Raw genomic sequence first — 16,375 nt, forward strand, 5'->3', positions numbered from 1 at the left:
GTAGTTATTGCCTTTAATGCTGATTTGAAGAAGCTCACCCTCGTAATATGTTTTCTTCGTTACCTGTTTTGACCAACACGCCTGCATCAGGAAAACTGGTGACAGTAGCTAACAATTTTCCATCGACAAAGTGCAATGCCGCATAATCGTGAATACCATAACAAGTGATGCTCGGTTGAGAACAAGCAAAGGCTTGGAAAACCTCAAACTTCTCACCAATATGGGAAAAATGCGCCGCAGCCAAACCGTCAATTAATCCAAGACAACGCATAACTTGGTATGCTTCGGGATCACTGTCTGTCACCGCAAACTCAAACCAACAAATTGCACCAGCGCTCATGCCACAAATGATGATGCCTTGTTCATAACACTGCTTGAGTATTCTATCGATTCCCCATTCGCGCCAAATGGCCAACATCGAACGCGTATTACCGCCACCGACGTAAATGATGTCTTGTTCAAATAGCGTTTCTTTCCAACCAGCATCAAACTTAAACAGCGGAAAATGGGTTACGTTTTCACTAAGCTTCGCATTGTAAAAACGTTCAATAACTTCATCGGCGTCTCCCGTGGCTGTCGGTAGAAAACAAATGTTTGGATTCTCCTTACCAGACAAAGACAAAATGTATTGATCGAGCGGGCTCGGATTCTCTCCCATCATCCAGCCCCCACCGCCAATCGCAATACAGTGTTTTCGCATTCCTTTGCTTCCTCAATTGTTGCTAAGTTTGTTGTCGCTATTCGCCGACAGAATATATGTTCCTAAAGTGATCAATGAACGCTCGCGTTCTTCTTGGTAAGTGCTCACGTTTTGGGTAAAGCAGATAAAGCGGCAAAATCGCATCCGTTTGCCATTCTGGCAGCAAACTCACGAGTTTTTCTTTTTGTGCAGGGTCGAGTTTAGCCAGTGCAAATTCATCTAACATGGCTACACCACAGCCAGCCAAAGTAGCATCCAACATGGACTGGACAAGATTAAAACTCAGCGTACTTTCTAACTCAATGCTGCACTGCTGTTGAGTTTGCTTATGCGTAAACGTCCACTTGTCTAACACCAAGTCACGACTTTTATAAAGGATGTGCTCTAAGTCACCAAGATCCTCTGGCGTACTTACATTTGGTTTATCAGCTAAATACGAGCGATGAGCGATCGGTTTACAGTGTAAAGTGCGTAGCTGATGGCCGACGTATCCCTCTGGGGGAGTATCGGTAAAATAGAATGCGATATCAAACCCAGCCTCAATCAAGTCGAGAGGTGTCTCTGTGAAGATCACTTCGATGCTCACCTGTGGATGTTGCAATCGAAACTCGATCAATGTTTGGCTGAGTAACGCGGCTCCGAAAGAAGCGGACGCCGCTATTCTCAATTTTCCCGATACGATCTCGTTTGCCATGGCTTGCTCATTGATCTGCTCAGCGCCTTCGAGCAGTTGCTTTACCTGCTGATAAAACCGCAAACCATCGTAGGTCAAATTAAACTGGCGCGTAGTTCGCTGAATAAGCTGCACCGACAATATGTCTTCTAGCTGTTTAAGTTGCCGACTTACATGCGCATTCGAACAATTCAGGCGCTTTGCTGCGCCAGCAATACTTCGCTCCTCGCACAAAGCGACGTAAAGTGGTACGTAGCTGAGCCATTTTATTTCCATACAGTAATTCTGAATCTCTAAAATCAAACTACTGGAAATAATAGAAAGCCTCTAAACTCTGTACAACCTAAATTTGAAAGGATGAGTTATGAGTGTTTTCGACACGTGGTTAAAAGGTCAAGTCATTAAAGATCACATCACTAATCCCAATATCATCGTTGGCGATTACAGCTATTACTCGGGCTTCTATCATCAAAAAAGCTTCGAAGAGCAAGCAGTACGCTACTTGTTGGGTGACCCCGTCACACTTCAAGAATGGCAAAGTAGAGAACCCGATAGCATCGACAAATTAATCATTGGCAAGTTTTGTTCCATCGCTTCTGGAGCCACCTTCATGATGGCAGGAAACCAAGGTCATCGCATTGACTGGATTTCGACCTTCCCCTTCTCTCCTGAAGACTTTGGAGAAGGCGTACAAGACGGTTTCGAGCGTGCCGGAGATACAGTGGTGGGGAACGATGTTTGGATTGGCAGCGAGGCGATGATCATGCCCGGAGTAAACATCGGTGATGGAGCCGTCATCGGAGCACGCACCGTAGTGACGAAAGACGTGCAACCTTATTCGGTAGTGGTTGGAAACAACCAAGTCGTCCGTCAACGATTCAGCGATAAAGAGATTGAAACTCTACTCAATATCCAATGGTGGAACTGGCCAATAGAACACATTAAACAAGCAATGAAAGTAATGTGTAGCAGCCAAGTCGGTGCGCTTGCGGACTACTATCAAGAGCACATTGTCGGTTTGTAAATAAACAAAAGCCCACACATCTTGTTGCGACGTGTGGGCTCAGTGAGTAAGAAAGCTTAAACCGCAGCGACGTCCTCTTCTTCCAAGTTCGCCGAGACTTTAATTTCGTATTGATTGAAACGGAACGAACAACCGCCATGAGTGCGCTTTGTCGTTACCTGCTCGTCGCCAAACTGCACCGTCACGCGTGTGAAGACACGCTCTTTGGCTTCGACAATATTTTCTTCTAACGCGACTTCAAAGTCGTGTTCCGTTTGTTCTAGCTTTTGCTTTATCGCTTCAAGCTGCTCGTTGTTTTGTGTTTTCATCACATCAATCTGAGCTTGTTCTTCGTCGGTACGTTCGGCTTTAGGACGTTTCTTAAATTCGAGCTCTTTACGAATCACATCCATCGTGCCTTCTTGAGCGTGTTTGTATTGATCTTTGAGCTCTGCTAATCGCTCCTTAAATGCAGAATAGCGCGCGAACGCTTCTACCTTAGTGGCGGTGTCGCCTTCTACGCCCAATTGTAAGCACACCACTTTGCCACCGACTTTTGCATCTCCGCCGCTGAGCGTGCCGTTCCTACCGTTCGCATCTAGCACCGTCAGATTGCGCCCACAAACAATATCGTTATTCATACTGTGCACCGCCAACTCAATATCTTCGCCGGCTTGCAAATCACAATATTGGGCGTAGCTGGCACGAATCGAACCTTTGGCTTTGACGTGACAACTCTTTGGCTGGCCATCACTCACGGTGTGGCCAATGATCCCTTTACCAACTTGGATGTCGTCTTGCGCTTGTACGTCAGCCGATTCAATGAAGCCGCCTACAGTAATAGAACCCGTCGCTTTAACAATCATGCCAGATTCAATGTTGCCACCGATAATCACATTCCCTTTGAATTTCACGTGGCCTGTATTCACGCCAACGCTATTGAGGCAGAGTGCGTTATCAACTTCGATGGTTTTGTCTTTAATCAGAGGCGTACCGGATACCGATGCAATCAATAGGTGTGGGTCTTGCTTGCTTATCTCGGTGCCCTTGCCTGGCTTCATTGGGCTGTCTTTTCCGGCTTGTGGAGGAATCACTCGCCCTTGAACAGTAAAACCAGGCGTACCTTTGGTCGCAGGCGTGCGGCGCATCACCTCATCGCCTACGTCAACCGCGATAGTTTCACCGAGGTTACGTAAATCAATTTTGTCGCTAGCAGATTGGCCGTCTTTGGGTTTGAGGATGCGTTTGGTGATGTCTTTAACAAGAGGAGTAAAAAGAGCGTCTTTGCCTTTGATAGGTTGCTTACCAACCGCTACAGGTTGAGAAAAAGTTTCGCCGGGTTTGAGCTGAGTGCTGACAACCAACACTTTCTTCAAAGCCAGTTTGTTGATGCCTTTCGAAACTCGCGCTTGAGCAAGAGCTTGAACAATCTCGGGGCCACGTAAACCTCGGCCTCCGTACGCGCCGACAACGTTCATACTGGCGAGCATGTCATTATTCGATAATTCAACCTCAACTTGCGCGTTGCGTTTTTCCGCAATGACGATGCCTTCGTAGGCCTCGGCTTTACGTTCTTTGGCGCAGTTAATGAATCTCACGACTTCCCCCTCAACAACAAACATCTTTTCAGCGTTCATTGCGACGAGCTGCTCGTTTAATTCATTTTGATTTAGCTCGCCACCGAGGTCCACTTCTCCCGGAAGACGGGCTATCACCTTGGTCTTATCTTCAGATAACTCCAGACACAGCTTCCACATACCCTTACCACTTTGCTTCCCATCAACACTTTCAGTCTACCCAAATCCGTTTTCTGAACAAACCTCGCATTTCTTATTATAGGGCTCACGTCACTAAAGAAAGTAATCCATCAATAACGGTTAAACAGATATTAAGAGAGCATTTCGATTTAACCTAAAGCTCAATCAAAATACACGCCGAAATAAAAAGGAGCTGGATTTACAGTGTAAAATCAGCTCCTAATAATTTCATTTACAGTGTAAATTTCCCTTTAGTGTTTACAGTGTAAATCGTTCCAAATGTGTCTTACTTCGTCCCTTAACTGCTGCTCAACTTGCCTTCTTCCAGGTAAACCAAATTGCTGAGCACATTCAGTCCAACTACGGTTAAGAAAAAGCTTACTGATCATCAAGTCGGAAGCAGAGTTCAAACCTAAGTTAAGTAACCACTGCTGAAGCCAAGCAGACACGGACTCATAACTGTTACCACCATCAGCATAGCATTCAATTAGTAATAACTTAGCGGGATGAAGTGGACTCATTCCCAAAGGTTGCGGTAATAGAGCTCGAAAAATAGAGGCTTCTAATTTTGGATAGACGTCAGCCACATTGTTAGACAACATTTCTTCAAATAGCGCCTGAGATTCATCGACCCAAGCCGTCTGTTGGGAATCACAAGGTTTGACCATCAAGACTGAATAACAACCGCTAGCAGCATCGCGCATTGACCCTAAACGAATTGCACGGAAGTTCGATTGTAGCCAGAAATGGACCAACTCTTCCGTCGCACCGAAACTCGTGGATAAGTAAGCAATGTGTTTAGCCGCCATTTGATCAAGTTGCTGCAGCATTTTTTGACCGATGCCTCTTCCTTGCAATTCCGGATGAACAGCAATTCTCATGACTCGCAGCGTCGATAGATTCGCGACATTCGGGAATCCTAAGTGGTTTGCAATCGTAACTGGGGCTAAGTGTCCTTTAGGACGACGCTTACCAAGCTGAATTTCTTCAACCAATTCAGCGTCAAGCCCACCCTCTTCGACCGCTAATATTACCCCCACAACCGCATTATCTTGCTTAGCAAAATAGAGCTGACTGTTGTCGTCTTGCAAAAGGTGAATCAAATCATTCGGCGAGGTCTGATAATGAGCATTAACCAAAAGAGCGAAGCACTCGCGCAGCAAACTAGGCTGCGATATCAAATCGTCCTTATCGGCTTTAGAAAGGGAAATTGAGTCGACCTGGTTAAGTTGATGGTGCGTTAACTCCGCATCCAACAAAAACGCGTCATAGAGCCATGATTCGAGCGCATCATTCATGCTCCAGCGGATGGGCTGTGTCATGTGCCACGTTTTCATTCCCGAACGCTGTTTCTGAAGCCAATCAACAAATTTAATCGTAAAGCCCCGGCCACAACCTTCATAACCGTGAATAGTCGTAGAAAAAACGAGTCGATGATAATGTTCGGTAATGCTTTTGAGCATAGGAACTGGAATTGCAGCCGCTTCATCGACAAGTAACAAATCACATTCAGGTCGGCTCAATAATAGTTCATCTGGAGCAATAAATTGAATGGCTCCCTGCCCTGATTCTAATCTATCCTTCTTAATACGCTGTGCGCTAGGGAGTAAACGTAAAGCATGTTGGTAAACAGGCTCAACGGCTTTTATAGATGGTGCCGTAATTAAGATTCTAAGCGGCTTCTGCTGTAATAAGTTCGCACACGCAATTCCGAGGGCGCTTGTTTTTCCACGTCCACGATCAGCGGTCAAAATTAATGGTCGCTTTCGATGTCCAGTTACCACCTTTTCAATTAGAGAAATGGCATGTTCTTGTTCCGTGTAGTGACTTTCTTTTTCTGCTTGCTTGATGTCTGGAGCCGTTGGCAATGGTTTGTCTTGCTCAATAACAACGAGCTTCTCCCATTGTTTGTGCATCCATTGCTGAGCAAAATTCGCATTTTGTCGCAGCTCAGTAATGACAATAAGAAAACCGCCGCCAACCAATGAGCCAAGCGCGGCGGTAAAACTATTGGCGTCAAAGCCATTTCGAGCATCAAACAATAGAACGTCACACTCTCTGCCTAGCAACATGTGCCCTTGTTTAGACGAAACACTGGATACGTTTTTCAAACCAAAATCACCAACAGAAAACCAACGTTGATGGCGCTGCGTTTTATGGAACTCTGACATCAACGCATTTTGCCAAGAAGCCTCGCCTTGAATGACAACACCAATCCTTTGGAAAGATTGGTGAGCTTGATGTTGAAGTGATGAAAGGAAATCAGATTGTGTCTGCATTTTGTCTATCCAACGTTGAACTGACGCAATGGTATCACATCTTTAATTTGACGCTTCTCAGATATAAAAAAACCGCCCGGAGGCGGTTGATTCAATCATCATTTGTTATTGCAGTTTGGTTTGTACAAACGCAAGAATCTCTTCCATTAAGCTGTCGTCAACTTTCTTCAAGTTCAACGCCAGGCTGCTACCTTTTCGGCTATAGCTTGCTCGACCTTTAACTAAGTCGACTTTTTCCGTCTTCTTACCAGGTTTTGCTGGTGCAAGTTCAGTAATCCAATTTTCGATGCTTTCCGTGACTTCTTTTGTCAGACGAGCAACGCCTTGAGCTGTGCTTCGCTGCCATAAAAACCCTTCGCTAGAGCGACATTTATCTAACAGCTCTTGCTGCTGCTCTGGCGTTAGCGTTGAAAACTGTTTGTGCAGTTTCACGATTGTTGGGCGACCGAGATCGCCAACATTCGGATACGCTTGAAGCAGTTCTAACGGTAATGCTGCGGCTTTTAAAGCGCCACTTACCAACGCTTCACTGCACTGGAACATTTTTGCCAATGCTTTCTGATCTTCAGCTTCACCACTATCAAGCTTAGCCTGCATCTCTTTCCCTTTTTCATATAAAGAGAGCGGCTTGTGAGCATTTGCCACATCAGACAAAAACTTAGCATGGTCAGTATTAATGTTGTCAGCAACATAAACCAAAAAGTCTTGTTCAGCGAGGATACAAGACATGCGACGACGGCTACCATCTAAAACTTCAATCTTGCCATCTTCAGTTCTACGACCCACTGCTGGATATTGTTGGCCACGCTCTTTGAGTGTGACTAAAACATCAGATAAAGCATGTTCGTTTAAGAACGATTGCTCACGAGCGTTATCAACAAATACTGTTGTTTCTGTCGCAACTTTATTTGCAGGAATACGCACAAGTTCAAACTGAACAATATTTTCACCTGCAACTGCTAGTTCAATCGTTTGAGCTTTCTCTTTTGCCGCAGTTTGCGCCTCTTGCGGAGTCACAACACGACGCTTATTCGTTTTGCCAAATAATTTCGCGTTTAATTCAGACGTTTTCAAAGCCATTTACTTATTACCCCTGATTCAATGACGGCCAATTAGAGTGCAGCACACGCTCTAATTCCAGTGCGCTCTTATGAACAGCGTCTTGCGCGGTAGCTAGTGTCTTCTTACCGCCTTCAAAATCGCTTACTGTCAGATCAAATACTGTGCTGTAGGTATCGGCACAGGTTTCAAACGCACGGCTACGAGGAATAGTAGCCATCATAACTTGGTCACCTAGAAGATAGTTCATTTCAGTTAAAACAGAAACTTGCTTCTTATTGTCGTCCTCAAACATGGTTGGCATCAAGCGAACAAACTCAAGACCATTCCAGTCCTCCGGGAACATTTCATATACCGTAGGCAAATGCTGGAAGAAGTTTACTGTTGAAGCCCAGTCCAGACGCTTAGCCGCACAAGGAATTAGCAAGGCATTTGATGCATACATTGCATTCCATACTAATGGGTCAACGTGTGGACCGGTATCAATCATAATGATATCGAAGTCATCAGCAATTTTATCAATCAGTTGCTCTTTCAGCAGACGGACGATATCGAGTGATGGGTCTTCAGATAGCGTTTGCCATGCTTCCGCATTAAACATCGCGTCTTCTGGAAACGCTGAAATCGACTTTAAGTTCGGATATTGCGTTGGCAGCAATACGTTTTTACGTAAAAATTCACTGTCAATTTCCACACCATCAGGCACGTTACCCAACATAATGTCTACCGCAGAATAGATATTATCATGCTCTGCCATGCTGATTTGCGGGTTGAGGAATAAACGTAGCGAGCCTTGTGGGTCTAAGTCGATTAAACAAATACGGTATCGTTTATCCAAATTTAGCGCTAAACATGCCGCTAAATGAACCGCGGTCATTGATTTACCTGTACCGCCCTTTTGGTTCTGCACATTAATAATCCAAGGTTTGTTACCTGAATTCTTTTTACGCTCATGAAATTTAGGCACTTCAGCCGCATCCATGAGCATGTGTGCTTCTTCTAACGTAATTGAATAATGATTCGCGTTGTTTTTTGTAAATTGATGCCCAGCGGCTTCCATTTTACCAATCGCGTCGTCGAGCTTACGGCGAGTTAGACCAGAACGGGTTTCCATCATCGCTTTCGACATTGGTGGGAAGTAGTTATCGCTTCGCTCTTCTAAAACAATTTCAATACGGTCAGCTTGAACCTGCTGAGTCAGCTCCGCTAACTCAAGAAGGTTTTCAATCGTTTTTTCTCTTTTCATGCCAAATTCCGTTGGAAGGATTTATAATTGCAATTGTACAGCAGTAAAGACCAAAAACAACAAAAAGGTGCACGAACACTTTGAATTACCATCACATAAAAAAACACCCAAATCGACGCTTTTATGATTCATGGTCAAAAAGATAACTATTTTTAATCAAATAATCTTCTCATAAATGGACACCTAAACTTAAAAATAAAAAGTGTTACAACGTCACTCATTTACAATGTAAATCAATTTTCTACCGGAACGATTATAATCTTAAGCTAAATTACGGATTATGTTAGACCAACCTAATTTAAACGAAAAATAGTAAGTAATATCGGAACAATAAAGAGCTGAACACCTTGATCATGTCTCCGAGCAAAATAGGGCAGTTCCAGCGAAACATCTATGGAAGTATGATCAAGGTATACTTATGATCATGCTTCCGTGTTAATAAACAAATCCGAAAGCATGATCATGGAAAAATTGAGCAGAGTACGGTGTAAACAAGCAAATAAAATAAGATCCATTAATCGGAAATATGATCAAGCCTTAGAATCTCTCGGAAGCATGAGTTTTCTTCTCTAATTTACGGTTGAGTGCAGACAGAATGGGGGATTGAGCAGAAATTGACGTTATAGAAGCCGGAACAATGAAATTGCTCAAGTTGCTATGATAAATCACGCTCTCATGATCATGCTTCCTGTAAATAAGCAGAGACTAGGATTTACTTCTAAATATGAGCGACTTGAATGTATTTTAATCAGATGAGTGATATCTCATCAATATGGGCGCCAGAACGATAGATATATTGGCTCTTGATCATCGATCCGAGTATAAATAACATCACCAATGCACAATATAATCATCGTGAAGATCATTATTAAATACTGCATCTGTGGATAACCTGTAAAAACATCATGATCATCGTTTCAAGACTCTTTTGATCATCTTTTCATAACCTTAATGATCATGCTTACGAATAAATATGATCATGCTTTCAGGTTATTGTTGATCATACTTTCAGACTTCTTATGATCATAGTTCCGAAACACATGGAAATAATAGTCTTATAGAACAAAAGCTTAGCGAGAAATTTCAAGCCAGATCATTAGATCATATAATCAATTAAGATCAGATTAATCAAAAAGATCAGTTATTTAAAAAACAATCTTTTTTCTTTATTTATGATCTGTTTTTCTTTATTCTTCGGAACCATAGCACAACTACGGCTAGTGTGATCTGGATCTAAAATGACGGCTGATGAAAAAATTCTGATTAAAGCACCGAGAAGCCACAAAGATGGCCATCTTTTTGAGGTACATGAATCCTCTGCGGATTGGGTAGAGCAGTACCAACATTTCAAAGGGGTGACCAAAAGCATCTTAGAGTTGCTTAATCTGATCTCATTACGAGGCTTCAGCAGCAAGGATGGTTTGGTTTCAACCACAGAGATTGTGGAAGCAACAGATGGGCAACTCACACGTGCAGCTCTGCAACAACGTTTGCGCGCGGCAGTAAATATTGGTTTATTTACTCAAACTCCAGTGCGTTTTGAAGAGGGACTTGCTGGTAAAACGATGCTACATAAATTTGTGAATCCCAATCAGCTTATATCTGTGTTGGGAGCAACAAGTCTTGTTACCGACAAAGTTCGCCAGAACGAGAAACAAAAACGTTCGAAAGCATTGGCTCAGACTCAAGTAAACAAACGTTTGTTGAATGAGCACGGGTTAAACACACCTCCCACGATGAAAGATGAAGCCGATCAATTTGTTGTATCTCCAACAAATTGGGCTGGGATAATTGACCAAGCACTTGCGCCACCAAGAACTCGAAAAAGTTATCAGAAATCCATGGTGTCGATCTCTGGCACAAAAGCCGTTATTGAGACGCGATCATCCAAAAATATCATGACTGTGGATGATCTCATGACCCTGTTCGCTCTCTTCACGTTAACAGTTCAGTACCATGATCATCACAAAGATCAGTATCAGCTTGATGCGGCTCACGTACCAAACAAAACGCCGCTATACATCACTGATATTTTGTCGCTCAGAGGCAAAAAAGACAGTGGCCCAGCTCGTGATTCCATTCGCGATAGCATTGATCGCATTGAATTCACTGATTTTCAGCTCCATGAACTTACTGGACGTTGGCTAAGTGAAAACATGCCCGAAGGCTTTAAGAGTGACCGCTTCCGCTTCTTAGCCCGTACCATCACGGCTTCAGAAGAAGCGCCCGTTGAGGGCAGTGATGGCGAAATTCGTATTAAACCCAACTTATACATCTTGGTGTGGGAACCGTCGTTCTACGAAGAACTACTAACACGCGATTATTTCTTCTTGTTCCCACCAGAGATCTTGAAACAACATACTTTGGTGTTTCAACTGTACTCTTTCTTCCGTAGTCGCATGGTTCGTCGTCACACGGATTGCATGCTACTGAGTGAGTTAAACCAGAAACTTGCACGTAACATTGAGTGGCGACGTTTCTCCATGGATCTGATCCGAGAACTAAAGCGGTTGTCTGATGGAAAAGGGAATGATGATCTATTCGTCGTTAATTTGTGGGGTTATCACCTGACGATCGAAACCATGATCGAAAATGACAAAGTGATGGACTACCAGATCGACATCAAATGTGATGTCGAAGAGGTCTTACGTTACTCGCGAGCGCGAACGACCAACGCAGGAAAGCGTAACATGGCGCCTACGCTGCCAAATCCACTTCGTAATGAGATGGTAACCCGACAACAGCTTGAGGAGCTCTCAGGCATCATAGACGGCGAATTTGAGCCCATTCAACGCAAAGCACCGTCTCCAAGAGGAAATTTAGGGCGACGCGTGAAGCAAAGAAAACATTTGGTAGAGATCAATGCTGATGAGATCACCATTACTCTATCTAAATATACCTCACCAGAGGCTCTAGAACGCAGTATAACGGCTTTGTCTGCGATGACAGGGCACTCCTATGCCTCAATCAAAGAAGAGTGCTCAGATTACATAGAGAAGCTCGATTGGCTAAGGGTAGGGGATGAGCGGATTCCTTATGAGACATTAAGTAAAACCGTCGAGCTGTTTAACACCCAGAACGATGTTAAGCATCTTACCATCGAGCGCTTGATTGCGGGGTTAGCGGTGCGTCGGAAAGTTTGTCGTCAAATCTTCGATGGTCACATGGATGAAATGGTATTTCGTGCCTTGGATGAAATGGCGATTTAAAAGTGTCGCTTGATGTGTATCAAGCTATAGGTGTGATGTATCGGTTTGAAATGTAACAATGTCTTTCGATGATAAAAAACAGACTTAACTCTTACAAACCACTGACATTAGAAGCCAAGCCTAATACTACTATTTATCCCGAATAGACAACCTTTTGTCCTTTCTGATGATTAATAGATTGGCTCATATTGTTACATTCATTCTGAATAGACTTCGCGAGTTTCTCCTCAGGAAACTCGCTTTTTTTTGCCTAAAATTCCGCTAATTAAGCCTTGATCATTTTTCCGGACTAATGAGGTAAACCTTGATCATGCTTCTTGGGTTCATTCCAATGTAATGAACGCATCAACGCAACATGTGATTCGATTAAGCTATGGGCTTGTTCCTGCCACTTGTTTTGATCACACTGCTGATTACAAAACTCTAACGCCACAACGGTGAGATGCTGAAGTCGTCTCAAACACCAATCTTTGATCAGAATATCAGTCGAGACTTGGCATGCTGCTTGTTCAAGCTTTGCACTCGTATAAAGCAAGGTTTGATATGCTTTCTGAGGGTCTTGGTAGCTTGCATGTTGAAACACGCGTAAACATCCATCCAACCAGCAAGCAATCGCTTTACTTTGAAGATCACTCAATTCGGGTCCAAACACGTCATCAGGCACCTGATATAAGATCGTTTCCAATTTTTCTACTTGATCATGTTTCCGCTGTTCGTACCACATGGCGATTTGATCTTGCCAAGTACTCAAATCCATTACGCTGCCTCAGTCCATTGTTTTACATAGTGATTTGGCCCTATTTGATCAAATTCGTCGACAATTATGCTGCTACGTTGACGAATTTCATCGGCATCTATCGAATAGTTTGGCTCATTTTTCACTAAGTTACCAAAAGGTAAGTCAGGATCAGGAACGGCAGAAATCAACAGCTTAGTATAAGGATGCTGCGGATTCTTAAGTATTGAATGAGTGTCGCCCCATTCAACGATTTGCCCTTTGTACATTACTGCGGTTTCTTCCGCGATGTAGTGCGCAGTCGCCAGATCATGTGTGATGTATAAAAAACCAATTCCCAGTTCTTGCTTCATTCGTTGCATTAAATTCAACACTCCCAAGCGAATAGAAACATCCAGCATAGACGTAGGCTCATCCGCAAGAATGATTTGCGAACCTACCGCTAAAGCCCTTGCTAAGTTTACTCGCTGACGTTGCCCACCACTGAGTTCGTGAGGGAACTTATTCAATGTCTCTTCAGGTAGTTCCACCAGCTTTAGAAGCTCTTCCAAGCGGGCTGGGATGTCGCGCTCGTTTTTGACTTGTTTATGAATTTTTAAAGGACGTGTTAGGTGATGGCGAATGGTATGAGTTGGATTGAGAGAGCCAAACGGATCTTGAAACACCATTTGTACTTTACTGCGATATTCTTGTAGAGCCGATCGTGACGTGATCTCATTTATGTCAGTGCCATTGAAAAGGATCTCGCCTTCCGTTGCAGGATAGACTTTGGTTATTAAACGAGCGCAAGTACTCTTACCGCAGCCTGACTCTCCAACCAAAGCCAAGGTTTTTCCTGCGTACAGATCAAAAGTCACTCCTTGAAGCGCACGAAAGGTTTCCTCTTTCGCTAAACCACCGCCCACTTTGAATTCTTTAATCACATTTTTCATTTGGATGATAGGCTGGCTCATGGTTACGCTCCTTGTAACTCTGGTTGTTTGTGGACGTCATGGATGTTTGGGAAAGAAGCCCATAGCTTTTGCGTGTAGGGGTGTTGAGGATGATTGCGTATATCGTATGCTCGATTGACTTCGACGATTTCTCCGTGACGCATGATTGCAATTCGATCACATAGTTGGCTCATGAGTGCCAGGTCATGAGTGATAAAGAGGACTGAAAAACCGAACTCATCTCTAAGCTGATAAATTTGCTGTAAAATTTCTCTCTGTACCACTACATCTAATGCTGTTGTGGGTTCATCCATAATGATCAGTTTTGGATTTAGAGACAAAGCAATGGCTATCACCAAGCGCTGACGCATTCCTCCTGAAAATTGATGAGGATATTCTGCTAAGCGTTCTCGAGGAATATTGACCAAGTCCAACAACTTTTCTGCTCTATCTTTTGCTTGAGCGTTAGTGAGGCCTTGATGGTGTCGTAACACATCTGCAAATTGCTCTTGTATCGTTAAGACAGGGTTGAGTGAGTTCATCGCGCTCTGGAACACCATGGCGATTTCACTCCACCTTAGAGCGGTCAGTTCAGAGTCTGAGATACTAAGGATATCTTTGCCATCAAACCATATTTTACCGCCAGAAATGAACGCTGGCGGCTTATGAAGACGATTTATTGAGAATGCGATTGTGCTTTTACCACATCCAGATTCACCGGCAAGACCAAATACTTCGCCTTTGCCGATATCAAAGCTGACGGACTTTACCGCATTAAAATCACCATTATCAGTGATGTAATCGACGCACAAATCTCGGATCTGGATGACCGGGTCATTGTGGTATGCATGACTTAAGTTAATACCATCCATATAAACACCTTATCAATCTAAAAGATAATTATTATCATTATCAGGTGTGGCGGTTTTTAGAAAGTATCAAGCTATGAATCAGTGAAGTGACTCGAAAGTTAGGTGAAACAGGAAGTGGTGTAATGCGTCGTTGATAAAACTAAAGAAGAGCAGAATTGAGAGCTAGATCAGCACACTTTTCGTAGGGGTAATTACTCAAATTTAATCGTAAATTTGTCCCTTGGCAAAACTTAAATGATGAATCTATTAAGGAGTTAACGAAAGGGCGGGAGGGGTCACATTTCCCTACAGTTTTTCTTACCACCTTGTTCCGGTTTTGCTATAGATTACGCATCGAAAACATGGTGTGTTCGGAGGAAATATGTCCATTAATTCTATCGACCATGACGAGATGACCAACATCGCTCACAAATGGGAATTACCTGATGAGGAAACCGTTGTGAAGCCAGAGAAAACAGTGAAATCAGCAGAAGCCAGAAGACGCATTGAAGCGTTACGTGAGATCCGTGAAAGTGGGTTGACCATTGAAGAAGCAAGGGAGCTTGGCTTGATACACTGATCGCCTCAGGTTGGTTTAGCAACCCATAGGGTAGTCGACGGACTGCCCTTTTTATTTTTTCACTCTATTACTCTCTTATTCAAAACCTCCATTTATCTGTCTTGCGCCTCAAAAGCACGAGTTTCACACTCACGTCCCGTCCCGAAGAAGTTTGACAATCTGACCTTGTGTTACTAGATATATCAGTAGCGATATGCTTTTTGTTGATTATCGCAACCACAAAGCAAGGAGCGCAAGTATGGTTGATCAAATCCTTTTTTATGAGCCCGATGAGCCCCACGGTTTTCTCTCAAATTTTTGCCATGCCCCAGTCAATATCTCCTCCCAAACTTGGCCCACCAGCGAACATTATTACCAAGCCCAAAAGTTTCTCGATGCTCAGTTGCAAAGTAAAATTCAGCACGCAAGCACCCCTGATGAAGCGTTTGCTTTAAGCCGTAAATACGAACACTTTGTCAGAAGCGATTGGGACGATATAAAGTTGGCTGTTATGGCTTTCATCGTTAGGGAAAAGTTTCTACAAAATCCACCATTAGCGCAGCAATTAATGAGAACGGGTAACGCTTGCCTAACAGAGCATTCTCATAAAGATGCCTTTTGGGGAGACGGGGGAGATGGTAAAGGAGAAAATCATCTAGGAGAGATTCTGATGAATGTGCGGGCAGAGCTGAGACATGTTGAGCCTTACAATCTCGTGAAGTTTATCGATAAAGCCAAATTGCCCACCCAGTGGGGCACATTTATGATGTACGGCTTTATTGAAGCCGCGACAAATAAAGAGCATCTTGCTCTGGTCTATGGTGAGCCAACAAAAAGTGCAGCTCCACTTATTCGGTTGCATTCGGAGTGTCTTACCGGAGATGCTCTATTTAGCACGCGTTGTGACTGTGGTTTTCAGCTTAATAGAGCGCTACAAAACATCGTCAAAGAGGGATGTGGCGTGCTGCTTTATTTACGTCAAGAAGGGCGTGGAATCGGCTTGATTAATAAAATTCGTGCCTATCACTTACAAGATGATGGCGCAGATACCGTGGAAGCAAATGAGCGTTTAGGTTTTGCCGCTGATATGCGTGATTACGCGTTCTGTAAAGGAATGCTAGAGCATTTGGGGATTGACGCTGTGCGTCTAATGACGAATAACCCACGCAAGCTCGCCGCCTTAAAAGCGGTTGATATTAACGTCATTGAACGAGTGCCATTACAAGAAGGGAATAACCCAAGTAATCAACATTACCTGCAAACCAAGGCGAGTAAATTGGGGCACATGTTTGATCCTAAGTTTGTTAACCACATTAAGTAAGTGCTACAGATTTCCCAGAAACAAAAACGCCAACGTATCATCGTTGGCGT

At 43.5% G+C, this 16,375-nt stretch carries 13 protein-coding genes; 4 read left to right on the plus strand and 9 right to left on the minus strand.

Going from position 1 to position 16,375, the window contains the following annotated elements:
- Positions 1–34: 34 nt before the first annotated feature.
- Together R8O70_RS16860 and R8O70_RS16865 are read right to left on the minus strand one after the other, a co-directional pair.
- Positions 35–700 (minus strand): peptidase E, encoded by a 666-nt coding sequence (locus R8O70_RS16860; protein ID WP_258625346.1) that lies wholly within the window; start codon positions 698–700, stop codon positions 35–37.
- Between the two features lie 37 nt (positions 701–737).
- Complete coding sequence (locus tag R8O70_RS16865; RefSeq protein ID WP_258625345.1) at positions 738–1,649, minus strand: LysR family transcriptional regulator; 912 nt, start codon at positions 1,647–1,649, stop codon at positions 738–740.
- 88 nt (positions 1,650–1,737) lie between these two features.
- Between R8O70_RS16865 and catC the strand changes: the two genes are divergently transcribed.
- A complete protein-coding gene (gene catC, locus R8O70_RS16870; protein ID WP_258625343.1) occupies positions 1,738–2,397 on the plus strand; it encodes a type C chloramphenicol O-acetyltransferase in 660 nt (219 codons plus the stop codon).
- Between the two features lie 56 nt (positions 2,398–2,453).
- On the opposite strand, the gene R8O70_RS16875 is transcribed toward catC, so the two are convergent.
- From R8O70_RS16875 to R8O70_RS16890, 4 genes are all read right to left on the minus strand, one after another.
- The gene (locus tag R8O70_RS16875) at positions 2,454–4,133 is read right to left on the minus strand and encodes a DUF342 domain-containing protein (RefSeq protein ID WP_258645236.1); all 1,680 of its coding nucleotides are present in this window, start codon (positions 4,131–4,133) and stop codon (positions 2,454–2,456) included.
- 251 nt (positions 4,134–4,384) lie between these two features.
- Positions 4,385–6,412: a tRNA(Met) cytidine acetyltransferase TmcA gene (locus tag R8O70_RS16880; protein WP_258625340.1), complete on the minus strand. Its 2,028-nt coding sequence runs from the start codon at positions 6,410–6,412 to the stop codon at positions 4,385–4,387.
- 105 nt (positions 6,413–6,517) lie between these two features.
- Positions 6,518–7,492, minus strand: coding sequence for a ParB/RepB/Spo0J family partition protein (locus R8O70_RS16885; protein WP_005374504.1), 975 nt, complete (start codon positions 7,490–7,492; stop codon positions 6,518–6,520).
- Between the two features lie 7 nt (positions 7,493–7,499).
- A complete protein-coding gene (locus R8O70_RS16890) occupies positions 7,500–8,717 on the minus strand; it encodes an AAA family ATPase (RefSeq protein WP_005374503.1) in 1,218 nt (405 codons plus the stop codon).
- A 1,238-nt stretch (positions 8,718–9,955) separates the two neighbouring features.
- On the opposite strand from R8O70_RS16890, the gene R8O70_RS16895 reads away from it, so the two are divergent.
- On the plus strand, positions 9,956–11,926 hold the full coding sequence (locus tag R8O70_RS16895; RefSeq protein ID WP_258645234.1) for a replication initiator protein RctB domain-containing protein: 1,971 nt from the start codon (positions 9,956–9,958) through the stop codon (positions 11,924–11,926).
- Positions 11,927–12,215: 289 nt separating this feature from the next.
- Here the strand turns inward: R8O70_RS16895 and R8O70_RS16900 are convergent, their stop codons facing one another.
- Genes R8O70_RS16900 through R8O70_RS16910 form a run of 3 tightly spaced genes read right to left on the minus strand, consistent with a single transcriptional unit; the run spans position 12,216 to position 14,466 of the window.
- Positions 12,216–12,683 carry a hypothetical protein gene (locus R8O70_RS16900; RefSeq protein WP_047102478.1) on the minus strand — a complete coding sequence of 156 codons (468 nt, stop codon included), beginning with the start codon at positions 12,681–12,683 and terminating at the stop codon, positions 12,216–12,218.
- Positions 12,683–13,615, minus strand: coding sequence for an ATP-binding cassette domain-containing protein (locus R8O70_RS16905; RefSeq protein ID WP_017821873.1), 933 nt, complete (start codon positions 13,613–13,615; stop codon positions 12,683–12,685). The genes R8O70_RS16900 and R8O70_RS16905 overlap by 1 nt, the downstream gene beginning before the upstream one ends.
- A 2-nt stretch (positions 13,616–13,617) precedes the next feature.
- Positions 13,618–14,466: an ABC transporter ATP-binding protein gene (locus R8O70_RS16910; RefSeq protein WP_005374497.1), complete on the minus strand. Its 849-nt coding sequence runs from the start codon at positions 14,464–14,466 to the stop codon at positions 13,618–13,620.
- Positions 14,467–14,827: 361 nt separating this feature from the next.
- Between R8O70_RS16910 and R8O70_RS16915 the strand changes: the two genes are divergently transcribed.
- Both R8O70_RS16915 and ribA read left to right on the plus strand, forming a co-directional pair.
- The gene (locus tag R8O70_RS16915) at positions 14,828–15,025 is read left to right on the plus strand and encodes a PA3496 family putative envelope integrity protein (protein WP_005374493.1); all 198 of its coding nucleotides are present in this window, start codon (positions 14,828–14,830) and stop codon (positions 15,023–15,025) included.
- Positions 15,026–15,263: 238 nt separating this feature from the next.
- Positions 15,264–16,325, plus strand: a complete 1,062-nt coding sequence (gene ribA, locus R8O70_RS16920) for a GTP cyclohydrolase II (RefSeq protein WP_005374492.1) — start codon at positions 15,264–15,266, stop codon at positions 16,323–16,325.
- The last annotated feature ends 50 nt before the right edge of the window (positions 16,326–16,375 follow it).

The organism is Vibrio sp. 779(2023), from assembly GCF_033344285.1.
Classification (GTDB): domain Bacteria; phylum Pseudomonadota; class Gammaproteobacteria; order Enterobacterales; family Vibrionaceae; genus Vibrio; species Vibrio alginolyticus.

Bases quoted from the DNA above. Each gene is read 5' to 3' on its own strand.
- R8O70_RS16860 (WP_258625346.1), bottom strand. From the start codon at position 700: ATGCGAAAACACTGTATTGCGATTGGCGGTGGGGGCTGGATGATGGGA.
- R8O70_RS16880 (WP_258625340.1), bottom strand. From the start codon at position 6,412: ATGCAGACACAATCTGATTTCCTTTCATCACTTCAACATCAAGCTCAC.
- R8O70_RS16915 (WP_005374493.1), top strand. From the start codon at position 14,828: ATGTCCATTAATTCTATCGACCATGACGAGATGACCAACATCGCTCAC.
- catC (WP_258625343.1), top strand. From the start codon at position 1,738: ATGAGTGTTTTCGACACGTGGTTAAAAGGTCAAGTCATTAAAGATCAC.
- R8O70_RS16905 (WP_017821873.1), bottom strand. From the start codon at position 13,615: ATGAGCCAGCCTATCATCCAAATGAAAAATGTGATTAAAGAATTCAAA.
- R8O70_RS16885 (WP_005374504.1), bottom strand. From the start codon at position 7,492: ATGGCTTTGAAAACGTCTGAATTAAACGCGAAATTATTTGGCAAAACG.
- R8O70_RS16875 (WP_258645236.1), bottom strand. From the start codon at position 4,133: ATGTGGAAGCTGTGTCTGGAGTTATCTGAAGATAAGACCAAGGTGATA.
- R8O70_RS16865 (WP_258625345.1), bottom strand. From the start codon at position 1,649: ATGGAAATAAAATGGCTCAGCTACGTACCACTTTACGTCGCTTTGTGC.
- ribA (WP_005374492.1), top strand. From the start codon at position 15,264: ATGGTTGATCAAATCCTTTTTTATGAGCCCGATGAGCCCCACGGTTTT.
- R8O70_RS16890 (WP_005374503.1), bottom strand. From the start codon at position 8,717: ATGAAAAGAGAAAAAACGATTGAAAACCTTCTTGAGTTAGCGGAGCTG.
- R8O70_RS16900 (WP_047102478.1), bottom strand. From the start codon at position 12,683: ATGGATTTGAGTACTTGGCAAGATCAAATCGCCATGTGGTACGAACAG.
- R8O70_RS16910 (WP_005374497.1), bottom strand. From the start codon at position 14,466: ATGGATGGTATTAACTTAAGTCATGCATACCACAATGACCCGGTCATC.
- R8O70_RS16895 (WP_258645234.1), top strand. From the start codon at position 9,956: ATGACGGCTGATGAAAAAATTCTGATTAAAGCACCGAGAAGCCACAAA.